Origin of the sequence: Pseudomonas fluorescens (assembly GCF_001648775.1) — a bacterium.
Taxonomy (GTDB): domain Bacteria; phylum Pseudomonadota; class Gammaproteobacteria; order Pseudomonadales; family Pseudomonadaceae; genus Aquipseudomonas; species Aquipseudomonas fluorescens_M.
The window spans coordinates 118,245-142,473 of sequence record NZ_LVEJ01000003.1; the positions used below are offsets into that span (position 1 = coordinate 118,245).

The window sequence follows — 24,229 nt, forward strand, 5'->3', positions numbered from 1 at the left end:
TAATTAGGCGGTGCGCTTATCCTTGCGCACGACACCATTGCGCCGGATCACTCGGGTGACCCTGCTGACGAATTGCGAAATACAGCGCTGGTGTGTCCTGGCCGCCACTGTTACCGACAGTGGAGATGGACTCACCGGCTTTTACCACGTCACCGGCCGACTTGAGCAGCGTCTGGTTGTGACCGTAAAGACTCAGAAAACCGTTGCCGTGATCGAGGATCACCAGCAACCCGGCGCCACGCAACCAATCGGCGAACACCACGCGACCACCGTGCACGGCGTGCACCTGGCTGCCGGCGGAGGCGCTGATCATCACGCCGTCCCATTTGGTCCGGGCATCGTCGCCACGGCTTTCGCCAAAGCGTGCCAGCAATCGACCATCAACCGGCCAAGGAAGTTTTCCCCGGGTAGCAGCAAAAGGGCCACCGAAGGTCTCGCCGCTGCTGGATACCAGCGCGCCGGGAGTGGATCTGGCGGGTTTTCGTGGGGCGTCGCTGGTTTCAGCCTGCGCCTCACGCAATCGCTTTTTTTCCGCTTCCTGCTGGGCGATCAGCGCTTTCTGTCGCGCTTCTTCTGCCTCACGGGCCTGGCGGGCCAGGGTTTCTTCAATGGTTTTAAGGACTTTAGACAGGTCTGCCTGATCCTGCTCGCGAGCGGCGAGTTTCTGGTCGCGGGCCTTTACGTCGTCGTTGAGCTTGGCGAGCACCTGCTGGCGTTCCTTGCGAACTTTGTCGAGCTCGTCGCGCTGGGTGTCGAGGCTGCTTTTCTGTACCAGCAATTGCGCTTGCTGCGCGGCGATGTCTTTTTCGACATTGGCCAATTGGCGCAGGGTTTCGTTGAAACTCTTGAGCTGCTCCAGGCGGGCCTGGCTCAGGTAATCGTAATAGGTGAGGGTGCGGGCGAATTTCTCGGGATTCTGCTGGTTGAGTAGCAGTTTGAGATATTCCTGGCGACCGTTCTGGTAGGCCGCACGGGCCTGGATGGCGATCAGTCGTTGCTGTTCAGTGCGCGCGCTCTGGAGTTTTTTTTTCTCTGCATCGAGTCGCTGTAGCTCGGATTCGCTTTTCTGCAGTTCTTTCTGCAGCGCGTCGACCTGCTTCTGCAGCTTGCCCATCTCGGTTTCGGTGCCCTTGAGCTCTTTCTGCACGCCGGATTTTTCTTCCTGAACTTTGTTCAGCAGCTTTTTCAGCTCGGCAATGTCCTGACGCGTGGCGTCCAACTGCTGTTGGGTTTGCGCGCGCTCGTCAGCGAAGGCCGGTTGGAGCAGGCAGGTCAGAGCAAGGGCGATCAGGACGCGAAGCATAGGGGCGGGCGGCACCAGGGTAATGGACGGCCTAGTATGCCCGCCCGAGGCTGCAAAAAAAACGCCCAATTGGGGCTGTGTGATAACTGGCCTGAAAAACACCACAAAACCAATGTGGGAGCGAGCCTGCTCGCGAAAGCAGTGTGTCAGGCGACATCGCTGTCGACTGATCCACCGTATTCGCGAGCAGGCTCGCTCCCACAAGGTTAGGTGTGGTTTACACCAAGATAGAGGTGCCAGTCATTTCCGCCGGTTTTTCCAGGCCCAGCAGTTTCAGCATGGTCGGCGCCACGTCAGCCAGCACGCCGCCTTCACGGACTTTCAAATCACGCTTGCCGACATAAATGAACGGCACCGGCTCAGTGGTGTGCGCGGTGTGCGCTTGGTGGGTTTCTTCATCGGCCATTTTTTCGACGTTGCCGTGGTCAGCGGTGATCAGCGCTTCGCCGCCAACCTTTTCCAGCGCTTCAACGATGCGACCGACGCAAGTATCGAGGCATTCAACCGCTTTCACTGCCGCGTCAAACACGCCGCTGTGGCCGACCATGTCGCCGTTGGCGTAGTTGACCACGATCACGTCGAAACGCTGGTTTTCGATGGCCTCGACGATGCGGTCGGTGACCTCTGGTGCGCTCATTTCCGGCTGCAGGTCATAAGTAGCGACTTTCGGCGACGGGATCAGGATGCGCTCTTCGCCCGGGAACGGTTCTTCACGGCCACCGGAGAAGAAGAAGGTCACGTGCGCGTACTTCTCGGTTTCGGCGATACGCAATTGAGTTTTGCCATTCTTCGCCAAGTAGTCGCCGAGGACGTTTTCCAGACTGCCCGCCGCGAACGCCGACGGTGCCGGAATGCTTGCCGCGTATTGGGTCAGCATGACGAAACCGGCCAGTTTCGGCTGGCGTGCGCGTTGGAAATCCTTGAAATCGTCTTCGACGAACACGCGAGTCAGCTCGCGGGCACGGTCGGCGCGGAAGTTCATGAACACCACGGCGTCGCCGTCTTCGACTTTGACCGGCTCGCCAATGGTAGTGGCTTTGACGAATTCGTCGCTCTCGCCACGAGCATAAGCGGCGTCCAGACCCTCCTGCGCCGTGGCGGCATTGAATTCGCTGTTGCCGTCGACGATCAGGTTGTAGGCCTGGGCGACGCGGTCCCAGCGGTTGTCACGGTCCATGGCGAAGTAGCGGCCGATGATGCTGGCAATGCGGCCCTTGCCGAGTGCCTGGAAGGTCGCGTCGAGCAGTTCGATCGACGACGCTGCGCTTTTCGGCGGCGTGTCGCGGCCATCGAGGAAGGCGTGCAGGTAGATTTTTTCGGCGCCGCGCTTGAAGGCCAGTTCGGCCATGGCAATCAGGTGATCCTGGTGGCTGTGTACGCCGCCATCGGAGAGCAGACCCATGAAATGCACGGCCTTGCCGGCGGCCACGGCTTTATCCACAGCGGCGCAAATGGTCGGGTTTTCGAAGAATTCGCCGTCACGGATCGATTTGGTCACGCGGGTGAAGTCCTGATACACCACGCGGCCGGCGCCGAGGTTCATGTGGCCGACTTCGGAGTTACCCATCTGGCCGTCCGGCAGACCGACGTCCATGCCGCTGCCCGAGATCAAGCCGTTGGGCACGGTGGCCCACAGGCGATCAAGAACAGGCTTCTTCGCCGCAAAAACGGCGTTGGATTCGGGGCTGTCGCTGTGACCGAAGCCGTCGAGAATCATCAGGACCAAAGGTTTAGGCGTGGTAGTCATGGAATCCACTCGTGGCTAATAAAGAAGAGGGCGATGGAAAAGGGAGTTGGAGTTTAAAGCTAAGTTCCGACCGCGTCACCGCCGGACGGGGTTTGGCCGACCATAGTGGCTGTGTATACTGGCCGACATTTTAACGCCCTGGAACCTCCTTCGATGGTTGCTCACCTGATTGAATTTGCCACTAACCACTACATTCTTGTCGGTATCTTCGTCGTACTGCTGGCTCTGCTGCTGGCGCACACGATGCAGGGCGGCGGTAAAAGCCTGAGCACCGGTGAGCTGACTGCACTGGTCAATAAAGATGCAGGCGTGGTGGTGGACATCCGTCCGGCCAAGGATTTCGCTGCCGGCCACATCGTTGGCGCGATCAACATTCCCCAGGACAAACTGGCTGCGCGCACCGCCGAGCTGGAAAAGCACAAGGCCAAGACCATTATTCTGGTCGACGCCCTGGGCCAGACCGCCGGCACCCACGCCCGCGAGCTGATGAAATCCGGCTTCACCGCCGCCAAGCTGTCCGGCGGGATTTCCAGCTGGAAAGGCGACAACCTGCCGTTGGTGAAGTGATATGAGCGAAGTCATCGTCTACTCCAGTGATTACTGCCCTTACTGCTCGCGAGCCAAATACCTGCTTGAGAACAAAGGCGTGGCCTTCAAAGAGATCAAGGTCGATGGCAAGCCGCAGGTGCGCGCTGAAATGACCCAGAAAGCCGGACGCACGTCCGTGCCGCAGATCTGGATCGGCAGCAAGCACATCGGCGGTTGTGACGATTTGTATGCCCTGGAGCGTGCCGGCAAGCTCGACGCGCTGCTCAAGGCCTGAACGGCTGCACCCACGTACAGCACTCCCTAAAAGACCCAAGATCGATAAGGATCTGAGATGACTGACCAACAGAACACTGCAGCCAGCGAAGAAGAAACCGCACCGCAATTCTCCTTGCAGCGCATCTACGTACGCGACCTGTCCTTTGAAGCCCCGAAAAGCCCGGCGATCTTCCGCCAGCAGTGGGATCCAGCTGTTGCGCTGGATCTGAACACTCGCCAGAAAGCGCTGGAAGGTGATTTCTTCGAAGTCGTGCTGACCCTGTCCGTTACCGTGAAAAACGGTGAAGAAGTGGCCTTCATTGCTGAAGTGCAACAGGCCGGTATCTTCCTGATCAAGAACCTCGACGCGGCTTCGATGAGCCACACGCTGGGTGCGTTCTGCCCGAACATACTGTTCCCGTACGCGCGCGAAACCCTCGACAGCCTGGTGACCCGTGGTTCGTTCCCGGCACTGATGCTGGCCCCGGTGAACTTCGACGCTCTGTACGCGCAAGAACTGCAGCGCATGCAGGAAAGCGGCGAGACGCCAACCGTTCAGTAAATAGTTCGGCAACACCCCATGTGGGAGCGAGCCTGCTCGCGAAGAGGGAGTGTCAGATGACTGATTGGTCGACTGATACACCGCTTTCGCGAGCAGGCTCGCTCCCACATTTGTTTTGTGCTGTTACTTGAAGTCGTTCTGGCGCCAGGCTTCGTACACGGCGACTGCGACGGTGTTGGACAGGTTCAGGCTGCGACAGCCTTCGCGCATCGGCAGGCGCAAGCGTTGATCGGCGGGCAGGGCGTCGAGTACTTCCGGCGGCAGGCCACGGCTTTCCGGGCCGAAGATGAACGCATCGCCAGGAACAAATGCTGCATCATGAAACGGCCGCGAGCCCTTGGTGGTGAACGCGAATAACCGTGGGTTGCCCAGGCTTTCCAGGCAGCTGGCGAGGTCCGCATGACGCTGTAGCGTGGCATATTCGTGGTAGTCGAGGCCGGCACGGCGCAGGCGTTTGTCGTCCATCTCGAAACCCAGCGGTTCGATCAAATGCAGGTGGCAGCCGCTGTTGGCGCACAGCCTGATAACGTTGCCGGTATTCGGCGGAATTTCTGGTTGAAAAAGGATGACGTGAAACATGCACGGCTCCGAAGGTAAAGATGAGCGGCATTCTACGCCGCCTGTGGACAACCGTTCGAAACTATTCCCGCGCGTGATCGGTTCGCTGGCGATTGTCGGTGTGATGATCGGGTTGATGATCGGCCGCCTCACCACGCCGGATCCGACCGTGCTGCAACAGGTCGAGGTGACGGATCAAGGGTTGGTGGTGTGGTTCAACAACGAACCCAAGCTGCACGGCGAAATCATCGATGGCACCGTGGCGTTATTGTTTCAGGCTGAGGGCCCGGCGCAGAAAGGCCAGCTCAAGCTCAACGGCAGGGACGTGAACTGGCGGACGCGAGCGAGTGATGGCGGCTTGTTGCTGACGGTGCTGGCGGCGCGGCCGCTGCAGGGTGACTGGGCCGGCAGCGAGGTCGAGGACCGCTGGCGGCTGGAGATCCATCTCCGCGAGCAATAAAAGCGGGAATCCCTGACCTGCCTGTATCAGGGTTCCCAAAACGGGGTGGACTGCGCGTGACGCGTCGGTCCGGTGTAAAGAGGGAACCCCCGGCCTGCCTGTACCAAGGATCCCAAAAGGGTGGGCGCATCGCGTTGCGGTGGGCGCCCGATGTAAAGAGGGGAATCCCCGGCCTGCCTGTACCAAGGTCCCCGAAACGGGTGGTGAATCGAATCACCTGTGAGAGGTATTGCAGGGCGCGTGCCAGGTTTTCATCTGTTGAAACAAAAAAGTTGCCCGGAAACACGGAAGCCCCGGAATTCGGGGCTTTCGCGCATTTGAAAAGTTTATTTTTCAGTGTTTTCACAAGCGGATGCGGGGATCCGACTGTGCTCAATCGCGGGTCATCGTGCATTGATGCGGTGCACAGTGGCCCTCACCCTAGCCCTCTCCCAGAGGGAGAGGGGACTGACCGAGTTGCCCGGTCAAATTACATCGACTTGAAATACCGAGCCGAACTCAGGCCTTTAACATCACACAAATCGGCTCCCTTTCCCCCTCTCCCCCATGGGGGAGAGGGCTGGGGTGAGGGGGACGGTTCCTGAGTACACAACAACTCTCAAGCGAACAAGGTTTAACCCTCATCCCCCTCCTCATCATCCCCGCCATCAACCTTCATCCCCAATTCCTTGATCTTGCGCGTCAGGGTATTACGTCCCCAACCCAGCAACACCGCCGCATCACGCCGGCGCCCGGCGGTATGTTTCAGCGCCGTCTCGATCATGATCCGCTCAAACGCCGGCACTGCGCTGTCGAGCAGGCTCGACTGACCACGTGCCAAGGCCTGATCCGCCCACTGACGCAACGCCTGCTCCCAATTGGTCACTGGCGCCGAGTCCTGCGGCAGGTTCAGCAGTTCCGGCGGCAAGTCGCTGATGTGCACTTCGCGCCCGGACGCCATCACCGTGATCCAGCGGCAGGTGTTCTCCAACTGACGTACGTTGCCGCCCCACGGCAGGTTCTTCAGGTATTCCTCGGTCTCGCTTTTCAACAGCTTCGGCTCGACCGCCAGTTCCTGCGCGGCGCGGCTGAGGAAGTGCTTGGCCAGGGTCGGGATGTCTTCGCGACGGTCCGACAGACGTGGAATGTGGATACGGATCACGTTGAGGCGATGGAACAAGTCCTCACGGAATTTGCCGGCGTGCACCAGGGTTTCCAGATTCTGGTGCGTCGCGGCGATGATGCGCACATCGACCTTGACCGGCACATGTCCGCCCACGCGATAGAACTCGCCGTCGGCCAGAACGCGCAGCAAACGGGTTTGCGTATCTGCCGGCATGTCGCCGATTTCATCGAGGAACAGCGTGCCGCCATCAGCCTGTTCGAAGCGGCCGCGACGCAGATTCGCCGCGCCGGTGAATGCGCCTTTCTCATGGCCGAACAGCTCGGACTCCATCAGGTCCTTGGGGATTGCCGCCATGTTCAATGCAATGAACGGCGAAGCCGCGCGCGGGCTGTGTCGGTGCAGGGCGTGGGCGACCAGTTCTTTACCGGTGCCGGATTCGCCGTTGATCAGCACGGTGATGTTGGAGTGGCTCAAGCGACCGATGGCGCGAAACACTTCCTGCATCGCCGGCGCTTCGCCGATGATTTCCGGGGTGCGGGTCAGCGCAGGCACCACTTCCAGGCCCTGCTGTTCTTGCGCATGTTGATTGGCACGCTTGACCAGCGACACCGCTTCATCAACGTCGAACGGCTTCGGCAAGTATTCGAAAGCGCCGCCCTGATACGAGGCGACAGCGCTGTCCAGATCGGAGTGAGCGGTCATGATGATGACCGGCAACCGTGGATGCTGCTCGCGAATCCGCGCCAACAAATCCAGACCGCTGGCACCCGGCATGCGGATGTCGGAAATGATCACGTCCGGTTGCTGCCGGGCCAGGCGACTCATCACACCGTCGGCGCTGTCGAAGCTCTGGGTGGTCATGCCTTCCTGCTGCAGGGCCTTTTCCAGAACCCAACGGATAGAACGGTCGTCATCGACGATCCACACGGTTTCACTACGGCTCATGTCGATGTGGCTCCTTGTTCCAGTGGCAGAAAGATCGAGAACGTGGTGTGGCCTGGATGGCTGTCACACTCGATCAGGCCCTGGTGCTGGCTGATGATGTTCTGGGTAATGGCCAGGCCGAGTCCGGTACCGTCCGGACGTCCGCTGACCATCGGAAAGAAAATGGTTTCCTGAAGTTCCGCCGGGATCCCCGGGCCGTTGTCGATGATTTCGATCTTGGTCACCAGGCGATGGCGGATGTGGCCGATGGTGAACTGGCGCATGGCGCGGGTGCGCAGGCTGATGCGGCCCAGACGCAGCTCATTCTGGCTGCTGATTGCCTGCATCGCGTTGCGCACGATGTTCAACACCGCCTGAATCATTTGCTCGCGGTCGATCAATACATCGGGAATGCTTGGGTCGTAATCGCGCACCAAGGTGATGCAGCCCTGACTTTCGGCTTCGACCAGTTGGCAGACGCGTTCGAGCACTTCGTGGACGTTGCACATGGCCAGCGACGGCAATTTATTCGAGCCGAGCATGCGGTCGACCAGATTGCGCAGGCGGTCGGCCTCTTCAATGATCACGTTGGTGTAATCGCGCAGGCTGTCTTCCGGCAGTTCGCGGGCCAGCAGTTGCGCGGCGCCGCGGATGCCGCCGAGCGGATTCTTGATCTCATGGGCGAGGCCGCGCACCAACATCTTGCTGGTTTCCTGCTTGGACAGTTGCGCCTCTTCCTTGGTGATCCGCAGCAAACGGTCACGCGGATGCACTTCGAGCAGGAGCATGGTCGCGCCGTTGCTGAGAATCGGTGTCACCGCGTAATCCACGGTCAAGGTCTGGCCGGTGAGGGCGGTGAGCATGGCTTCGCGCTTGGTGAACGGATGCGCCTGTTCCACCGCCTGGCGCAGGGAATTCAGCGCCTCGGTGGATTCGGTGAACAGCTCGCTGATGAATTGCCCGTGGCTACGCTGCCCGCTGATGGCGAGCAGCATCTCCGCCGCCGGGTTCATGTACTCAAGGCGCAATTCGGCGTCGAGCAGAATGGTGGCGGTGGTCAGGTTGTCGAGCAGCAAACGGTGGATTGCGTCGCTAATGGTCATCGGAGCCTCTTTTGGGGGCGGAGCGTGCGCAACAAGCAAGCGTCGGTAGCGGGAAAATGCAAAAACCAAACCAAGGCTCCGAAAAGAAGCGTTCGTCGCCTGAAACAGGCGTTTGACGCTCGCTTGCGTGGCAGCCGGTCCGCTCGAACGGGAAGTTTCGAACCAAAATGGGTTGGAATGTGGGTACGGTGCAGTCTGTTGCACCAATATAGTGCGCAAAGCTGAACGGCGTTAGAAGAAACGCAGGAAGGGGTTTTTCGGCTCTTCGGGTTTGTCTTTCAGCGGGCATTCCGGACGAACGCCATAGTCGTCCTTGGTGCAGGGTTTGACCTGGCGTTTCTGCGCCAGCGAGATGCGCAACATGTGGAAGGGCTGATTGGCCGTGCGCTCGACAGTGCGCCCCTCGGCATCGAGGATTTCCACGGACAGATTGTGGCTGCCACGGTCGATGTTGTTCAGCGGGAACACCGGACTCAGGCCGGGTTCACCGGTGGCTTGGCCATCCAGCAGCAGGCGATAGCGGTGGCCTGTTTGCAGGCCAGGTTCGCTGGTGACGCTGACGATGATTTCGCCGGCACTGCTGCGAATCGTGGCATCGGGCTCGGGTACCAGAATGCGCAGCATGTCGTAGTGGAACAGCGGTTGTTCCGGCGATTTTTTTGCCGTGGTTATCGGTGCAGCCGCCGTGGGATTGGCCGACATGCGATTGCTGGTGGCGATCGGCACGCGCTTGGCGTTGCCGCGTGGCTGATCGGTGTAAACGCGATTGCCCTGTGCGTCGGTATAAGTGAAGACCTCGGCTGAGGCTTGCAGCGTCAGCAGCGCCAACACAGTGATCAGCCATGCGCGGGTCATGGCTTGTGCACTCGCTGCACGCTAAGGGTCACTGGCGGGCTTTGCTGGATGATCGTCTGCCCATCAATCACCTGCACCGCGAGTCGATGTTCGCCGCGATCAATATTCACCAACTGCAGAATCGGCACATTGCTCGGCTGGCCGTAAGGCTCATCGTCGAGCACCAGCCGTAATTGATGCGGCGGTTGCAGGCGCGGTTTGATCAGCACATTGACGGTGAACGTGCCGTTGTTGGCGCGCAGGGCTTCTTCGCTGGGCAGGCCGGCGAGTTCGAGGATGTCGTAGGCATTGCGCGGTGGTTCACGGTTGTCGGCTTCGGGCGCGGGTGGTGCGCTGGGTGCTTGCGGCTCGACGCGGTTGAGCGGCGGCAACTCCACCGGCTGCGCTTGCACGCCATCGGGAGAATGATCGCTGTAGACCGTGTTGCCGTTGGCATCGGTGTATTTGTAGATCTGCGCGGTGGCGGGCACGGCGATCAGCAGCAGAATGTAGAGAAAGGTGCGACCCATGAAATCGACCGGGATTGAAAGCGATGGGGTGCAGCATAGGCCAGGTGCGGCGGTTGGCCCAACCTTGCACACATCCAGAGATCATTCAGACATCCAAATCCCCCTGTGGGAGCGAGCTTGCTCGCGAAGGCGTCGTGTCTGTCAACATTGTTATAAATGACCCGCCGCTTTCGCGAGCAAGCTCGCTCCCACAGGGATTTGTGTTGCGCCATTAATCGCAGGCAATAAAAAAGGCCTCCCGAAGGAGGCCTCTTTCACTCACGCCACGTAGAGCAGCGCTACCGGATCAGCAGCTGTAGTACAGCTCATATTCCAGTGGGTGTACGAAGGTGCGAACCTTGATTTCTTCTTCCGATTTCAGCGCGATGTAAGCGTCGATGAAGTCGTCGGAGAACACGCCGCCCTTGGTCAGGAACGCGCGGCCCTTGTCCAGCTCTTCCAGAGCTTCTTTCAGGCTGCCGCAAACTTGTGGGATCTCCTTCGCCTCTTCAGGCGGCAGGTCGTACAGGTTTTTGTCGGCAGCGTCGCCTGGGTGAATCTTGTTCTGGATACCGTCCAGGCCGGCCATCAGCAGTGCTGCGAAAGCCAGGTACGGGTTGGCAGCCGGATCCGGGAAACGTGCTTCGATACGACGGCCACGTGGGCTGTTGACGTAAGGAATACGGATCGAGGCGGAACGGTTGCGAGCCGAGTAGGCCAGCATCACTGGAGCTTCGAAGCCTGGCACCAGACGCTTGTAGGAGTTGGTGGCCGGGTTGGTGAAGCCGTTCAGTGCCTTGCCGTGCTTGATGATGCCGCCGATGAAGTACAGAGCGGTTTCGGACAGGCCGGCATAGCCTTCGCCAGCGAAGGTGTTCTTGCCATCTTTGGCGATGGACATGTGCACGTGCATACCCGAACCGTTGTCACCGTACAGTGGCTTCGGCATGAAGGTAGCGGTGCGGCCGTAAGCGTCAGCCACGTTGTGGACAACGTATTTCAGCGTCTGAACTTCGTCAGCTTTCTTCACCAGGGTGTTGAACTTGACACCGATTTCGTTCTGACCGGCAGTTGCCACTTCGTGGTGGTGAACTTCAACGGTCTGGCCCATTTCTTCCAGTGCGTTGCACATGGCAGTACGGATTTCGTGGTCGTGGTCGAACGGCGGAACCGGGAAGTAGCCACCTTTGACGCCTGGACGGTGGCCTTTGTTGCCGCCTTCGATGTCCTGGTCGGACATCCACGAACCTTGTTCGGAGTAGATCTTGAACATCGAACCGGAGATGTCGGACTTGAACTTCACTTCGTCGAAGATGAAGAACTCAGGCTCTGGACCGGCGAACACGGTGTCACCGATACCGGTGGTCTTCAGGTATTCCTCGGCACGGTGGGCGATGGCGCGCGGGTCGCGATCGTAGCCTTGCATGGTCGACGGTTCGATGATGTCGCACACCAGGATCAGGGTGGCGTCTTCGGTGAACGGGTCGAGCACGGCAGTTTCGTCGTCCGGCAGCAGGATCATGTCGGAGGCTTCGATGCCTTTCCAGCCAGCGATGGAGGAACCGTCGAACATCTTGCCGACTTCGAAGAAGTCGTCTTCCAGCGCATCGCGAGCCGGCATGGTCACGTGGTGCTGAGTGCCTTTGGTGTCCGTGAAGCGCAGATCAATCCACTTGACGTCATGATCTTTGATGAGTTGAACCGACTTCGACATAGTGTCCTCCGGGTGAATTAGGGCTGGTAGTGGATGCCCTTAATAGTGGTGATGCCGGCGCGAATACTCTGCCAAGGCAACCTGCCTCACAAGGGAGCAAATTGCATGCCAGTGCCCCAGCATGGGTTTTTTGCCCCAAATTCACGCTTATTAAGGTGCAAAGCGTCTGAAAGCTGAAAATCTCGCCCTTTAATGTAGCGTCATAATCCATAAATGACCCGTTTTGGTGCGCGCAAAACCTTCTGCACATTAACTGGTTAAACCTTGAGCAATTTCCGCTATAATCCGCGCCCCCCTTTTTCGGCTGGCCGTTCGCGCGCTGTTTTCATGAAACTAATCGTAAAAGTCTTCCCCGAGATCACCATCAAAAGCCGACCTGTCCGGACGAAGTTCATCCGCCAGCTGGCCAAGAACATCCGCACCGTGCTCCGCGACCTGGACCCGGCCGTGGTGGTGAACGGTGTGTGGGACAATCTCGAGCTGGAAACCCGCGTTACCGACGCCAAAGCCTTGAAAGAGATGGGTGAGCGCCTGACCTGCATGCCGGGCATCGCGCACTTCCTGCAGATCGACGAGTACCCGCTGGGCGACTTCGACGACATCACCGAGAAGTGCAAACAGCACTACGGTGCTGCGCTGGCCGGGAAGATTTTCTCGGTGCGCTGCAAGCGGGCCGGCAAGCATACCTTCAGCTCGATGGACGTCGAAAAATACGTCGGCAGCAAGCTGCGCCGCGAGTGCGGTGCTGCCGGTATCGACCTGAAAGCGCCGGAAATCGAAGTCCGTATCGAAGTTCGCGACAAACGGTTGTTCGTCATTCACAGCCAGCACAACGGCATCGGCGGTTACCCGCTCGGTGCCCTGGAGCAGACGCTGGTATTGATGTCCGGCGGCTTTGACTCGACCGTTGCGGCCTATCAGATCATTCGTCGCGGCCTGATGACGCACTTCTGCTTTTTCAATCTGGGCGGTCGTGCCCACGAATTGGGCGTGATGGAAGTCGCGCATTTCATCTGGAAGAAGTACGGCAGCTCGCAACGCGTGCTATTTGTCAGTGTTCCGTTCGAAGAAGTCCTGGGCGAAATTCTCGGCAAAGTCGATAACAGTCATATGGGCGTCGTATTGAAGCGTATGATGTTGCGCGCGGCGTCGAACATCGCCGACCGCCTGCACATCGAAGCGCTGGTCACCGGCGAGGCGATCTCCCAGGTGTCGAGCCAGACCTTGCCGAACCTGTCGGTGATCGACTGCGTGACTGACAAGCTGGTCCTGCGTCCGCTGATCGTGGCGCACAAGCAGGACATCATCGACACGGCCAACGAGATCGGCACCGCCGATTTCGCGCGGCACATGCCGGAGTACTGCGGGGTTATTTCGGTCAATCCGAAGACTGCCGCCAAACGCGGTCGTGTTGAACACGAAGAGAAAGAATTCGACATGGCGGTGCTCGAGCGTGCGCTCGAAAACGCCAAACTGGTGCCGATCGATCGGGTGATCGACGAATTGGGCCAGGACGTACAGATTGAAGAAGTCAGCGAAGCACTGGCCGGCCAGATCGTGATCGACATCCGTCACCCGGATGCCGCCGAGGATGAGCCGCTGGAACTCGCTGGCGTAGAAGTACAGACGATGCCGTTCTACGCAGTGAACGCTCGTTTCAAGGAGCTGGATCCGACTCGCCAGTACCTGCTGTATTGCGACAAAGGCGTGATGAGTCGCCTGCATGCTCACCATTTGCTCAGTGAGGGGCATGCCAATGTGCGCGTTTATCGACCGAGCTAAGTGCCCGGGGCTGTTTGCCTGTGGCCTGCGTCACCGGCCCCCCGACACCGCCGTCAAGCTGTAACGGCCATGCCGGACACTACTGCTAATCGCTGCCAAGACTTGTCAGCAAACCGAATCCTCTGATCGAGATACACAAGTGATCGAAAATCTACGCAACATCGCCATCATTGCCCACGTTGACCATGGTAAAACCACCCTGGTAGACAAACTCCTGCGTCAATCCGGCACCCTGGAGCGCAACGAGCTCAACGACGAGCGCGTGATGGACTCCAACGACCAGGAAAAAGAGCGCGGTATTACCATTCTGGCGAAAAACACCGCCATCAACTGGAACGGCTACCACATCAACATCGTGGATACCCCGGGCCACGCCGACTTCGGCGGCGAAGTTGAACGCGTAATGTCGATGGTTGACTCCGTTCTGCTGCTGGTTGACGCTCAAGACGGCCCTATGCCGCAAACCCGTTTCGTGACCAAGAAGGCTTTCGAAGCCGGCCTGCGTCCAATCGTGGTAATCAACAAGGTTGACCGTCCAGGCGCGCGTCCGGACTGGGTTCTGGATCAGATCTTCGACCTGTTCGACAACCTCGGTGCTACCGAAGAACAACTGGACTTCCAGGTTGTTTACGCTTCGGCCCTGAACGGTATTGCCGGTCTGGACCACACCGCCATGGCGGAAGACATGACTCCGCTGTACCAAGCGGTAGTCGACCACGTTCCGCCTCCGGCCGTTGACCGTGACGGCGCGTTCCAGATGCAGATCTCCGCTCTGGACTACAACAGCTTCCTGGGTGTTATCGGCGTTGGCCGTATCGCTCGTGGCCGCGTCAAGCCGAACACTCCGGTTGTGGCTATCGGTGCCGACGGCAAGCGTCGCAACGGCCGTATCCTGAAACTGATGGGTCACCACGGTCTGCACCGCGTTGACGTTGAAGAAGCTGCAGCAGGCGATATCGTTTGCATCAGCGGTATGGACTCGCTGTTCATCTCCGACACCCTGTGCCACCCGGACACCGTCGAGGCGATGAAGCCTCTGACCGTTGACGAGCCAACCGTTTCGATGACCTTCCAGGTAAACGACTCGCCATTCTGCGGTAAAGAAGGCAAGTTCGTGACGTCCCGTAACATCAAGGACCGTCTGGACAAAGAGCTGCTGTACAACGTTGCACTGCGCGTTGAAGAAGGCGACACCGCTGACAAGTTCAAGGTTTCCGGCCGTGGTGAGCTGCACCTCTCGGTACTGATCGAAACCATGCGTCGCGAAGGCTTCGAGCTGGCCCTGGGCCGTCCTGAAGTGATCATTCGTGAAGTTGACGGCGTCAAGCAAGAACCGTTCGAAAACGTCACCATCGACATCCCTGAAGAAGCTCAGGGCAAGGTCATGGAAGAGATGGGTCTGCGTAAAGGCGACCTGAGCAACATGGTGCCGGATGGCAAGGGTCGTGTTCGTCTGGAATACAACATCCCTGCTCGCGGTCTGATCGGTTTCCGTAACCAGTTCCTGACCCTGACCAACGGTGCTGGCATCCTGACCTCGATCTTCGATCGCTACGACACCGTCAAGTCGGGCCACATGTCCGGCCGTCAGAACGGCGTTCTGGTTTCGGTTGAAACCGGCAAGGCACTGACCTACTCGCTGGAAACCCTGCAGGCCCGTGGCAAGCTGTTCGTAGAACACGGCCAGGAGATCTACAACGGTCAAATCGTTGGTCAGAACAGCCGTGACAACGACCTGGGTGTAAACCCAACCAAAGGCAAGAAGCTCGACAACATGCGTGCTTCGGGTAAAGACGAAACCATCGCTCTGGTTCCACCAGTGAAGTTCACTCTGGAACAGGCTCTGGAATACATCCAGGAAGACGAGCTGTGCGAAGTCACTCCTAAGTCCATCCGTCTTCGCAAGAAGATCCTGGACGAAAGCGAGCGTACCCGCGCTGCCAAGAAAGCCAAGAACTGAGTCATTAGTTCAGGCTGAATGAAAACGCCCCCGGTCGCGAGACCGGGGGCGTTTTTGTTTGTCTGGGGGAAGTGTGTTGAAGATCAAAAGCCCCTCACCCTAGCCCTCTCCCAGAGGGAGAGGGGACTGATTGGGGGATGCTCAGGAGATGCATCGACCTGAGTGAATTCTGCCGAATCCAGAATCGATTTGGCGGGCTTTATCGAATCCATAATCGACGGGGTGTTTCAGGTCGATGCATGGCGCCAGACACCTCGGTCGGCTCCCTCTCCCTCCGGGAGAGGGCTGGGGTGAGGGTTGGCTTTTAGAACTTCTCGATAGCGCGGAAATTCTGCACGCGCTCAACTTCCTTCGGCTTGTAAGCGCAATACCCCGGCCGCGGGCCGATCTTCGGGTGATTGCGGCAGGTATCCGGGCGCTTGTCATAAATGGTGCACAGGCGGCTCTTACGATCCAGGTAGTAGCAATCGTTGTTGCTCATGCGCTGGAGGGTGAAGATGCCGGACTTCTGATTGAAGCGCTCGACCAGACCTTCCTTTTGCAGACGCTTGGCGATGTTCTTCGGCGGGTCGCCCAGTTCGAACTCGTCGACCACACCGATGCGCACCAGATCCTTGATCTTTACCTCGACCGGCAGCGTGCAGCAGCTGGATATGCAGGAACCGCACATCGGGGCCGAGTATTTCGCCCACGTATCGAGACGATCGATCTCGGCGGCGGCAATCAGGTTGGGCTTCATCATCGGGAGTTACCAGGCGTGTGTGCATCAGGGCGCGCGATCATACCGGGACTGGTGGATTTTTGAACAACCTTTCGCCAGATTTTTTCTGTGTGCAGGCATTTTGCCGGACAATTCGGCACGGCCCCTGCATTCATTAGCTCATCCGCCAGGGTAATGCCGGGCCATCGCACCGTCTCAGGAAAAACTGCCGAACCTGCGCCGCTACCGTCGGTCAGACCGTCTAGGCTCAGACAATTCCCCGCTCGCTCGAGGTCCTATCGATGACTCAAGAACCACTAGTTCGCGAAGCAGAGGTGGCCGCATTCCGCGATGCCGTCCTGACCAAACTCACCTATGCGGTGGGCAAAGACCCCGATCACGCCTTCGACCATGACTGGTTCGAAGCCATCGCACTGGCTGCGCGCGATCACATGGTCGAGCACTGGATGGACCACACCCGGCAGATCTATCGCAAAGGTCAGAAACGGGTGTATTACCTCTCGCTGGAATTCCTCATCGGCCGTTTGCTTTACGACAGCCTGAGCAACCTCGGCCTGCTCGATGTCGCCCGTGAGGCGCTGACCGAGCTTGGCGTCGACCTGGAACGCATCCGTTTGCTGGAGCCCGACGCGGCGCTCGGCAACGGTGGCCTCGGTCGCTTGGCCGCATGCTTCATGGAAAGCATGTCGACCCTCGGCATCGCCGGCCACGGTTACGGCATTCGTTATGAACACGGCTTGTTCCGCCAAGCCATCGTTGATGGCTGGCAACAGGAACAGACCGAGCACTGGCTGGATTTCGGCAACCCGTGGGAGTTCGAACGGCCGGAAGTCGTTTACACCATCGGCTTCGGCGGTAGCGTTGAAACAGTTACCGATGTTTCCGGTAAATCCAAACAAGTCTGGTCGCCGGCAGAAACCGTGCGCGCCATTGCTTATGACACCCCGGTAGTCGGTTGGCGCGGGGCGAGCGTCAACACCTTGCGGTTGTGGCGTGCGCGCGCCATGGAAGATCTGCACCTGGAGCGCTTCAACGCCGGTGACCACTTGGGCGCCGTCGCCGAAGTGGCCCGCGCCGAAAGTATCTCCCGCGTGCTTTACCCGGCGGACAGCACCGAAGCAGGGCAAGAGCTGCGCCTGCGTCAGGAATACTTCTTCGTCGCGGCCTCCTTGCAGGATCTGCTGCGGCGTCACCGCAACATGCACACCTCGGTGCTGACCCTGGGTGATCACGCGGCGATCCAGCTCAACGACACCCACCCTTCAATCGCCGTCGCCGAACTGATGCGCCAGCTGGTCGACGTCTACGACGTGGCGTGGGATGCGGCGTGGCAAGTCACCGTCGACACGCTGTCGTACACCAACCACACGTTGTTGCCGGAAGCGCTGGAAACCTGGCCCGTGGGTTTGATGGAGCGCATGCTGCCGCGACACATGCAGATCATTTACCTGATCAACGCCCAGCACATCGATTCGCTGCGCGCCAAAGGCATTCACGATTTCGACGTGCTCCGTGCCGTGTCCTTGATCGAAGAAGACAACGGTCGCCGCGTGCGCATGGGTAACCTCGCGTTCCTTGGCTCGCATAGCGTCAACGGCGTGTCCGGATTGCACACGCAACTGATGCGCAAAACCGTGTTTGCCGAATTGCACAAGCTCTACCCGGAGCGGATCAACAACAAAACCAACGGTATTACCTTCCGCCGCTGGTTGTATCAGGCCAACTCTGAACTGACTTCGATGCTGGTCGATGCGCTGGGGCCGGATTTACTGGATAACCCTGAAGAGCGCTTGCTCGACCTCGAACCGTTCGCCGAAAAAACCGCATTCCGCAAAGCCTTCGCTGAACAACGTCTGCACAGCAAAAAAGCCTTGGCTTATCTGATTCATGAACGGCTGGGGATCGCGGTCAATCCGGCGGCGATGTTCGACGTGCAGGTCAAACGGATTCACGAATACAAACGCCAGTTGCTCAACCTGCTGCACACCGTGGCGCTGTATCAGGCGATTCGCGCCGAGCCGGAAGTCGACTGGGTGCCACGGGTGAAAATCTTCGCCGGTAAAGCGGCGGCGAGTTATCACCAGGCCAAACTGATCATCAAACTGACCAACGACATCGCCCGGGTGGTGAATAACGACCCGACCGTGCGTGGCTTGCTGAAAGTGGTGTTTCTGCCCAACTACAACGTCAGCCTGGCGGAGAGCATCATTCCGGCGGCGGACTTGTCCGAGCAGATTTCCACTGCCGGCTTCGAAGCGTCGGGCACCAGTAACATGAAGTTCGGCCTCAACGGCGCACTGACCATCGGCACCCTGGACGGCGCCAACGTCGAGATGTGCGAACGCATCGGTGCCGAGCACATGTTTATCTTCGGCCTCAGCGCGCAGCAGGTGGAAGCGCGCAAACAGAATCACGAGTTCAGCGCGTTGCCGGACATTGCGGCCTCGCATCGTTTGAACGATGTGCTGCAAGCGATTCGCGGTGGGGTGTTCTCGCCGGACGATACTTCGCGCTATACCGGGCTGATCGATTCGCTGGTGGATTACGACCGCTTCCTGGTCTGTGCCGACTTCGACTCGTATTGGGAGGCGCAGAAACGCGTTGAAGCGCATTGGCATGATTCCAACAACTGGTGGCGTTCAGCGGTGCTCAACACGGCGCGGATGGGCTGGTTCTCCTCCGACCGGACGATTCGCGAGTACGCCACGGATATCTGGAAAGCGTTGGAATAACTTTCCACAACAAATGTGCGCAAGGCCCAACGTTTGTTGGGCCGGATCGATATACTGAGCGCCGGTTACCGGTAGCTCCAGTCACCACCAATCCAATGTGGGAGCGAGCCTGCTCGCGAAACGGTTGTCCTGTTAAACAGAAATGTTGGCTGACAAACCGCTTTCGCGAGCAGGCTCGCTCCCACAAGGTTTGTGCCTAGACTGAAGCAATTGCCGGACTCGCCCCGCCACGGGGCCGCTTAGGGATATCGACCATGCAATGGATGTTCATGTTGATCGGGCTGGTGCTCGGCTGGCTGCTCGACGAGTCGTTCAGTGCTGCGCTGTTGGGCGCGTTGCTGGGGCTGGTAATCGGGCAGACGCTGCGCATCGCGCGGCTTGGCTCGCAGGCGATGGAGCAGCAACGTCAACTTGAGCAGGCAAAGGTTGCCTTGCAGGGCGTCGAACAGCGTCTGTTTCTACTCGAGGGCGCGCCGCTGCATGCCGCGCCGCCACCGAGCGCAGTACCTGTCAGCGAACCTGTTGTAGAGCCCATCAAAGTCGCTGAACAAGCGTTAGCAGCTGAATTGGTCTGGGAACTGCCGCCCGAACTCGAACCGCTTTCCGCCGTCGCCAGCGAAACCAGTCAACCGCTGCCCGCCGATGTCTGGCGCCTCGACGCCGTCACCCAGGAACCGCAACAGCCTGCCGAACCCCGTGGCCCGAACCTTTTCGATCGTGGCATCAGCGCCGCGCGTAACTGGTTGTTCGGCGGCAACACTGTGCTGCGGGTCGGCGTGGTGTTGCTGTTCTTCGGTCTGGCGTTTCTGCTGCGCTACGCCACCGAAGGCATGGTCGTGCCGATCGAGTTGCGTTACGCCGGTGTCGCGGCGGCCGCGCTGGGCTTGCTTGCGCTGGGCTGGTGGCTGCGGCGACGCAATGCCAGTTATGCGTTGATGCTGCAAGGCACCGGGATTGCGGTGCTGTACCTGACGGTGTTTGCGGCGATGCGTCTGCATCCGTTGCTCGATCCATCTGCCGCGTTGGGATTGCTCGTCGCGGTGACGGTTTTCTCGGCGATTCTGGCCGTCACGCAAGACTCGCTGGCGTTGGCCGCCGTCGCCGCGCTGGGCGGATTCGCCGCGCCGATCCTGACCTCGACCGGCGCCGGCAACCACGTCGCGCTGTTCAGTTATTTCGCGCTGCTCAACGCCGGCATTCTCGCCATCGCCTGGTTCAAGGCCTGGCGCCTGCTCAACCTGATCGGCTTTGTCGGCACCTTCGGCATCGGTTTTGCCTGGGGCCTGCGCTCGTATGCGCCGGAGCTGTTGTGGAGCACCGAGCCGTTCCTGATTCTGTTTTTCCTGATGTACCTCGCTATCGGCCTGCTGTTCGCCCGGCGCAAATTGCTCGACATGCCCGATGCCCCGGCGGAGGGCGATCGCGAAGCGCTGCTGCACTGGTCGGCGCGCAAAGGCGATTATGTCGACGGGACAATGCTGTTCGGCCCGCCGATCATTGGCTTCGGTTTGCAGTTTGCGCTGGTCCAGCATCTGGAGTTTGCTGCGGCGTTCAGTGCGCTGGCGCTGGGCATGATCTACATGGCGTTGGCCAGGGTGTTGATGGGCGGGCGCGCCGTGCTGCTGGGCGAAACCTGTCTGGCGCTCGGGGTGATTTTTGCCAGCCTGGCGATTCCGCTCGGGCTGGATGCGCGCTGGACCTCGGCGGCATGGGCGGTGGAAGGTGCGGGGATTTTCTGGCTCGGTCTGCGTCAGCATCGACCGTTCGCCCGGGCCTTCGCGTTGCTGCTGCAGCTCGGTTCGGCGTTGGCGTTTCTCAGTCAGTTGCGTATTGGCGAGAGCAGTTTGCTCGACGGCGCTCCGCTGGGGGCGCTGATGCTCGGTATGGCGTTGCTGTTCAGCTTCCATCAACTGCGCAAGGCCTCGCCGCAACAGGCATCGCCTTGGGAGCGCCAGGGCTTGCCAGTGTTGGCGGGTCTGGGCCTGACTTTCCTTTATCTGCTGGCGCCGCTGTTCTTGTTTACCCAAGGCACGGCGATCAGTTGGGCGCTGGCCGGGTTGGTGACGTTGTTTGTCGGCCTGCGGATTCAATCGCGCACCTTCCTGTTCAGCGCGTTTGCCGTGCAGTTGCTCGGTGGCGCGTTGTTTCTGCTGCGACTGCAGGGGGCGGGCGAAGATTCAGCGGCGGTGTTCAGCGCCGGTTGGAGCGGCTTGCTCAGTGCTTCGCTGATCGGTCTGGCGTTGATCGCCGGCATGCTGCTGGCGGCTCGCGATGACATGTTGCGCGGCGACGTGCGTCTGTTGCGCGGTTTGTCAGTGGTGCTGTTGGCCGGTCTGGTGCTGATCAATCTGGCGGTGTTGTTTGTGCTGCCGTGGCAGACCGCGAGTGCGGTATGGGCCGCGAGTGGCTTGCTGATCATCTGGCTGAGCCTGTACCTCAAGCAGCGCGTGAGTTTTGTTTTTGGTCTGTTGTTGCAGGTGATCGGCGGCGTGGCGTTCTTGTTCGCAGGCCCCGAGCTGCTCGGGCCGCTGTCCAGCGAAGGTCTGAAGCCGTTGGCCCACGGCGGCTTCTGGACGCCGCTGGTGCTGGGGCTAGCAGCGATGATCGGTGCCTGGCGCCTGCAACTGGGCAATCATGCTTCGGCATTTGATGCGTTGAGTTTGCAGCGCCTGTCCGAAGTGTTGCTGGTGTGGGGCGCGGGTTGGTGGGCGCTGGCGTGGGTCAGTGAAGTGCTGCGCTTTGCCGCACCGAATTTGCAAGGCACGTTGTTGCTATTAGTCGCGGCGCTCAGTGTGGCGCTGTGGACACTACTGTCGCTGCGCTTGAAATGGCCGGCACTGGGCCTGCTCTGCACGTTGTTGATTCCGGCGGCTGCACTTGTGCTGCTCGGCGCGTGGCATTCGCGATATCACCCGGCAGCCGATGTCGGCTGGCTGGCGTGGGCGGCGGTGCTTGCCGTGCATTTCTTCAGCCTGCGTCGCTTGGCGCCGATGCTGCCGGCGCGGGCCTTGAGTACCGCGCATGTGCTCGGTTGCTGGTTGCTGATCGGCGTGCTGGCGCTGGAATTACGCTACGGCCTGCTGCTGTTGTCCGAGCAATACAACGCCTGGCGTTGGCTGGGCTGGGCGATTTTGCCGAGCCTGTATCTGCTACTGGCGGCGGCCCCGCGCTCTTGGCCGTGGCCGGTCGCAGCGTTTGCCCGCGAGTACCGCTTGTACGTCGCCGCGCCGTTGGCAGTATTGATGCTGGCGTGGTTCTGGCTGGCGAATGGCGTCAGCGACGGCAACGCCGAGCCGCTGCCGTACGTGCCATTGCTCAATCCACTGGAGTTGGGTTTGTTGTTCGCTTTGTTTGGCGTCTATGTGTGGTCGCGCAGTGCGATATCGCAGTTGTCGATTCGACAGGACTACGCCGATAACGCCACGCAATTGATCGCCGGAGTTTCGCTGTTCGCTTTCTGCACCGCGCTGGTGACCCGCGCCGCGCACCATTGGGCGGGGATCCCGTTCGAGCTGGATACGCTGCTCGCCTCAATGCTGGTGCAGGCCGGATTGTCGATCGTCTGGACGCTGATGGCGCTTGGGCTGATGATCGGCGGTCATCTGCGTCATCGTCGCGAAGTGTGGCTGATCGGCGCGGCGCTGATTGCGCTGGTGGTGGCCAAACTGATTTTTGTCGAACTGAGCAACCGTGGTGGCCTCGCCCGGATCGTTTCGTTTATCGGCGTCGGTGTGTTGTTGCTGGTGGTCGGCTATTTCGCGCCGCTGCCGCCTAAACGCGTTGACGCCGAACCGGCGGCGGACAAACCGACCCCGGACACCGAAGGAGTTTCATCTTGAGTCGCATGGGCAATCTGGGTTGGTTGGCGTTGGGCGTGGTGCTGGCGGCCGGCGCCCAGGAAAAACCGGCGGACTTCGCCACGCAAGTGCCGCTGGCGGTGAGCGGCAATGGTCCGTGGTATCGCCTCGAACTGCCGCTGAGCGTGCAATTGCAGGCACGCCAGACTGATCTCAGCGACCTGCGCGTGTTCAACGCCGCCGGCGAAGCGCAGGCCTACGCCTTGGCGCGCGAGTCGGCGCAGACCCGCGACGACGGCCAGTTGCACGAGGTGAAGTGGTTCCCGCTGTACAACGCCGCCGACGCCAGCGAGCGCGCGCCGAACGTGCGCGTGCAAGCGACCACCAACGGCACGCTGGTTGAAGTGCAGCCGTCCAGCCAGTTGGAGGCGGGCGAAGAAGTGCTGCGCGGCTGGCTGTTGGATGCGAGCGCGATCAAGGCGCCGTTGCAGCAGTTGATCCTCGACTGGACCAGCGAGCGCGACGGCTTTCAGCGTTTCAGCATTGAGGCCAGCGATGATTTGCAGCACTGGCAGCCGTGGGGCGAAGGGCAGGTGGCGCGGCTGACCTTTTCCGATGAGCGCATCGAGCAGCATGAAGTGACATTGCCGGGGCAATCGGCGCGTTATGTGCGGTTGTTGTGGGAGTCGCCGAATTCGGCACCGATCCTGACGGCGGCACAATTGAAAAGCAGTGATCCGCGCAACGTTCCGCTGCCGTTGGTCTGGTCGCAGGCATTGGCCGGCAATAGCAGCAAGACCGGGGAATACACCTGGCAGTTGCCGATGGGGCTGAATGTCGAGCGGGTGCAGGTTGAACTGAAACAGCCGAACAGTCTGGCGCCGGTGACGCTGGTCGGCCGTCGTGAAAGCAGTGTGCCATGGCAGACCCTGAGCAACGGTTTGCTCTATCGCCTGACCCAGAATGGTCAGGATGTTGTGCAGAACGAATTGCAGCTCTTTGGCCAGACCGTGCAGCAGTTGAAGCTGAGCGTGGATGAGCGCGGCGGTGGTTTAGGTGAACAGGCGCCGAGTCTGAAATATGCGGTGCGGGCGACGCAGGTGATCTTCCTCGCGCGCGGGGAGGGGCCATACAGTCTGGCGCTGGGCAATCCGACGGTGAAAACGGCGAACTTGCCATTGACGACGCTGATTCCGGATTTCAAACCAGAGAAACTGGCGGCGTTGGGCAAGGCGTCGGTTCAGGGTGAGGCGGTTGTTACGCAGACTTCTACGGCGACGACGGCGGTGGCTGAGACCAATTGGAAGAAGATCGGCTTGTGGGCGGTGTTGTTGCTAAGTGTGGTGTTTCTCGGGGCGATGGCGTTTAGCTTGTTGCGCAAGCCTCCGACCAACACCTGAGAATGGCTGGCGCTGCGCGCCATTCGCGAGCAGGCTCGCTCCCACAGTGGATGTGTGAACGACGCAGATCCAATGTGGGAGCGAGCTTGCTCGCGAAGGCGGCTTCTCAATCAATACATATCCCAAGCTGATCACCTTCGTCCGATTTCCAACTACGCTAAACCGGCTACCTGAACTCTCCACCCACAATCACGTCTCATGCAGGCAAATACAC

At 59.8% G+C, this 24,229-nt stretch carries 18 protein-coding genes; 9 read left to right on the plus strand and 9 right to left on the minus strand.

Annotation, left to right across the window (positions count from 1 at the left end; genetic code table 11):
• Positions 1-16: 16 nt before the first annotated feature.
• Positions 17-1,303, minus strand: a complete 1,287-nt coding sequence (locus A8O26_RS05030; protein WP_064117039.1) for a murein hydrolase activator EnvC family protein — start codon at positions 1,301-1,303, stop codon at positions 17-19.
• Between the two features lie 217 nt (positions 1,304-1,520).
• Positions 1,521-3,050, minus strand: coding sequence for a 2,3-bisphosphoglycerate-independent phosphoglycerate mutase (gene gpmI / locus A8O26_RS05035; RefSeq protein WP_064117040.1), 1,530 nt, complete (start codon positions 3,048-3,050; stop codon positions 1,521-1,523).
• A gap of 153 nt (positions 3,051-3,203) precedes the next feature.
• Between gpmI and A8O26_RS05040 the strand changes: the two genes are divergently transcribed.
• The 3 genes from A8O26_RS05040 to secB are packed head-to-tail and all read left to right on the plus strand — an operon-like array spanning position 3,204 to position 4,416.
• On the plus strand, positions 3,204-3,617 hold the full coding sequence (locus A8O26_RS05040) for a rhodanese-like domain-containing protein (RefSeq protein WP_008080560.1): 414 nt from the start codon (positions 3,204-3,206) through the stop codon (positions 3,615-3,617).
• 1 nt (position 3,618) lies between these two features.
• Positions 3,619-3,873: a glutaredoxin 3 gene (gene grxC, locus A8O26_RS05045; RefSeq protein ID WP_038359971.1), complete on the plus strand. Its 255-nt coding sequence runs from the start codon at positions 3,619-3,621 to the stop codon at positions 3,871-3,873.
• 57 nt (positions 3,874-3,930) lie between these two features.
• Positions 3,931-4,416, plus strand: a complete 486-nt coding sequence (gene secB / locus A8O26_RS05050) for a protein-export chaperone SecB (RefSeq protein ID WP_064117041.1) — start codon at positions 3,931-3,933, stop codon at positions 4,414-4,416.
• Positions 4,417-4,539: 123 nt separating this feature from the next.
• Here secB and A8O26_RS05055 read toward each other — a convergent pair whose 3' ends face one another.
• The gene (locus A8O26_RS05055; protein ID WP_064117042.1) at positions 4,540-4,995 is read right to left on the minus strand and encodes a tRNA (cytidine(34)-2'-O)-methyltransferase; all 456 of its coding nucleotides are present in this window, start codon (positions 4,993-4,995) and stop codon (positions 4,540-4,542) included.
• Between A8O26_RS05055 and A8O26_RS05060 the strand changes: the two genes are divergently transcribed.
• Positions 4,994-5,434 carry a hypothetical protein gene (locus tag A8O26_RS05060; RefSeq protein ID WP_064117043.1) on the plus strand — a complete coding sequence of 147 codons (441 nt, stop codon included), beginning with the start codon at positions 4,994-4,996 and terminating at the stop codon, positions 5,432-5,434. The genes A8O26_RS05055 and A8O26_RS05060 overlap by 2 nt on opposite strands.
• A gap of 613 nt (positions 5,435-6,047) precedes the next feature.
• Here the strand turns inward: A8O26_RS05060 and ntrC are convergent.
• From ntrC to glnA, 5 genes are all read right to left on the minus strand, one after another.
• Positions 6,048-7,484, minus strand: a complete 1,437-nt coding sequence (ntrC, locus tag A8O26_RS05065; protein WP_064117044.1) for a nitrogen regulation protein NR(I) — start codon at positions 7,482-7,484, stop codon at positions 6,048-6,050.
• The gene (gene glnL, locus A8O26_RS05070; RefSeq protein WP_064117045.1) at positions 7,481-8,566 is read right to left on the minus strand and encodes a nitrogen regulation protein NR(II); all 1,086 of its coding nucleotides are present in this window, start codon (positions 8,564-8,566) and stop codon (positions 7,481-7,483) included. The genes ntrC and glnL overlap by 4 nt, the downstream gene beginning before the upstream one ends.
• Before the next feature lie 231 nt (positions 8,567-8,797).
• On the minus strand, positions 8,798-9,421 hold the full coding sequence (locus A8O26_RS05075; RefSeq protein WP_064117046.1) for a DUF4124 domain-containing protein: 624 nt from the start codon (positions 9,419-9,421) through the stop codon (positions 8,798-8,800).
• Entirely contained in the window at positions 9,418-9,930 is a 513-nt protein-coding gene (locus A8O26_RS05080) for a DUF4124 domain-containing protein (protein WP_064117047.1), read from the minus strand. Before A8O26_RS05080 ends, A8O26_RS05075 begins: the two co-directional genes overlap by 4 nt.
• A gap of 286 nt (positions 9,931-10,216) precedes the next feature.
• Positions 10,217-11,623, minus strand: a complete 1,407-nt coding sequence (gene glnA, locus A8O26_RS05085) for a glutamate--ammonia ligase (protein WP_064117048.1) — start codon at positions 11,621-11,623, stop codon at positions 10,217-10,219.
• 327 nt (positions 11,624-11,950) lie between these two features.
• Between glnA and thiI the strand changes: the two genes are divergently transcribed.
• Both thiI and typA read left to right on the plus strand, forming a co-directional pair.
• Positions 11,951-13,405, plus strand: coding sequence for a tRNA uracil 4-sulfurtransferase ThiI (gene thiI / locus A8O26_RS05090; protein ID WP_064117049.1), 1,455 nt, complete (start codon positions 11,951-11,953; stop codon positions 13,403-13,405).
• A gap of 139 nt (positions 13,406-13,544) precedes the next feature.
• Positions 13,545-15,365, plus strand: coding sequence for a translational GTPase TypA (typA, locus tag A8O26_RS05095; RefSeq protein ID WP_064117050.1), 1,821 nt, complete (start codon positions 13,545-13,547; stop codon positions 15,363-15,365).
• A gap of 304 nt (positions 15,366-15,669) precedes the next feature.
• Here typA and A8O26_RS05100 read toward each other — a convergent pair whose 3' ends face one another.
• Positions 15,670-16,107 (minus strand): YkgJ family cysteine cluster protein, encoded by a 438-nt coding sequence (locus A8O26_RS05100; RefSeq protein WP_064117051.1) that lies wholly within the window; start codon positions 16,105-16,107, stop codon positions 15,670-15,672.
• 260 nt (positions 16,108-16,367) lie between these two features.
• On the opposite strand from A8O26_RS05100, the gene A8O26_RS05105 reads away from it, so the two are divergent.
• The 3 genes from A8O26_RS05105 (at position 16,368) to A8O26_RS05115 (ending at position 24,015) form a co-directional block, all read left to right on the plus strand.
• Positions 16,368-18,818: a glycogen/starch/alpha-glucan phosphorylase gene (locus A8O26_RS05105; protein WP_064117052.1), complete on the plus strand. Its 2,451-nt coding sequence runs from the start codon at positions 16,368-16,370 to the stop codon at positions 18,816-18,818.
• Between the two features lie 254 nt (positions 18,819-19,072).
• Complete coding sequence (locus A8O26_RS05110) at positions 19,073-22,657, plus strand: DUF2339 domain-containing protein (protein WP_064117053.1); 3,585 nt, start codon at positions 19,073-19,075, stop codon at positions 22,655-22,657.
• Entirely contained in the window at positions 22,654-24,015 is a 1,362-nt protein-coding gene (locus tag A8O26_RS05115; RefSeq protein ID WP_064117054.1) for a DUF3999 domain-containing protein, read from the plus strand. Before A8O26_RS05110 ends, A8O26_RS05115 begins: the two co-directional genes overlap by 4 nt.
• Positions 24,016-24,229 lie beyond the last annotated feature (214 nt).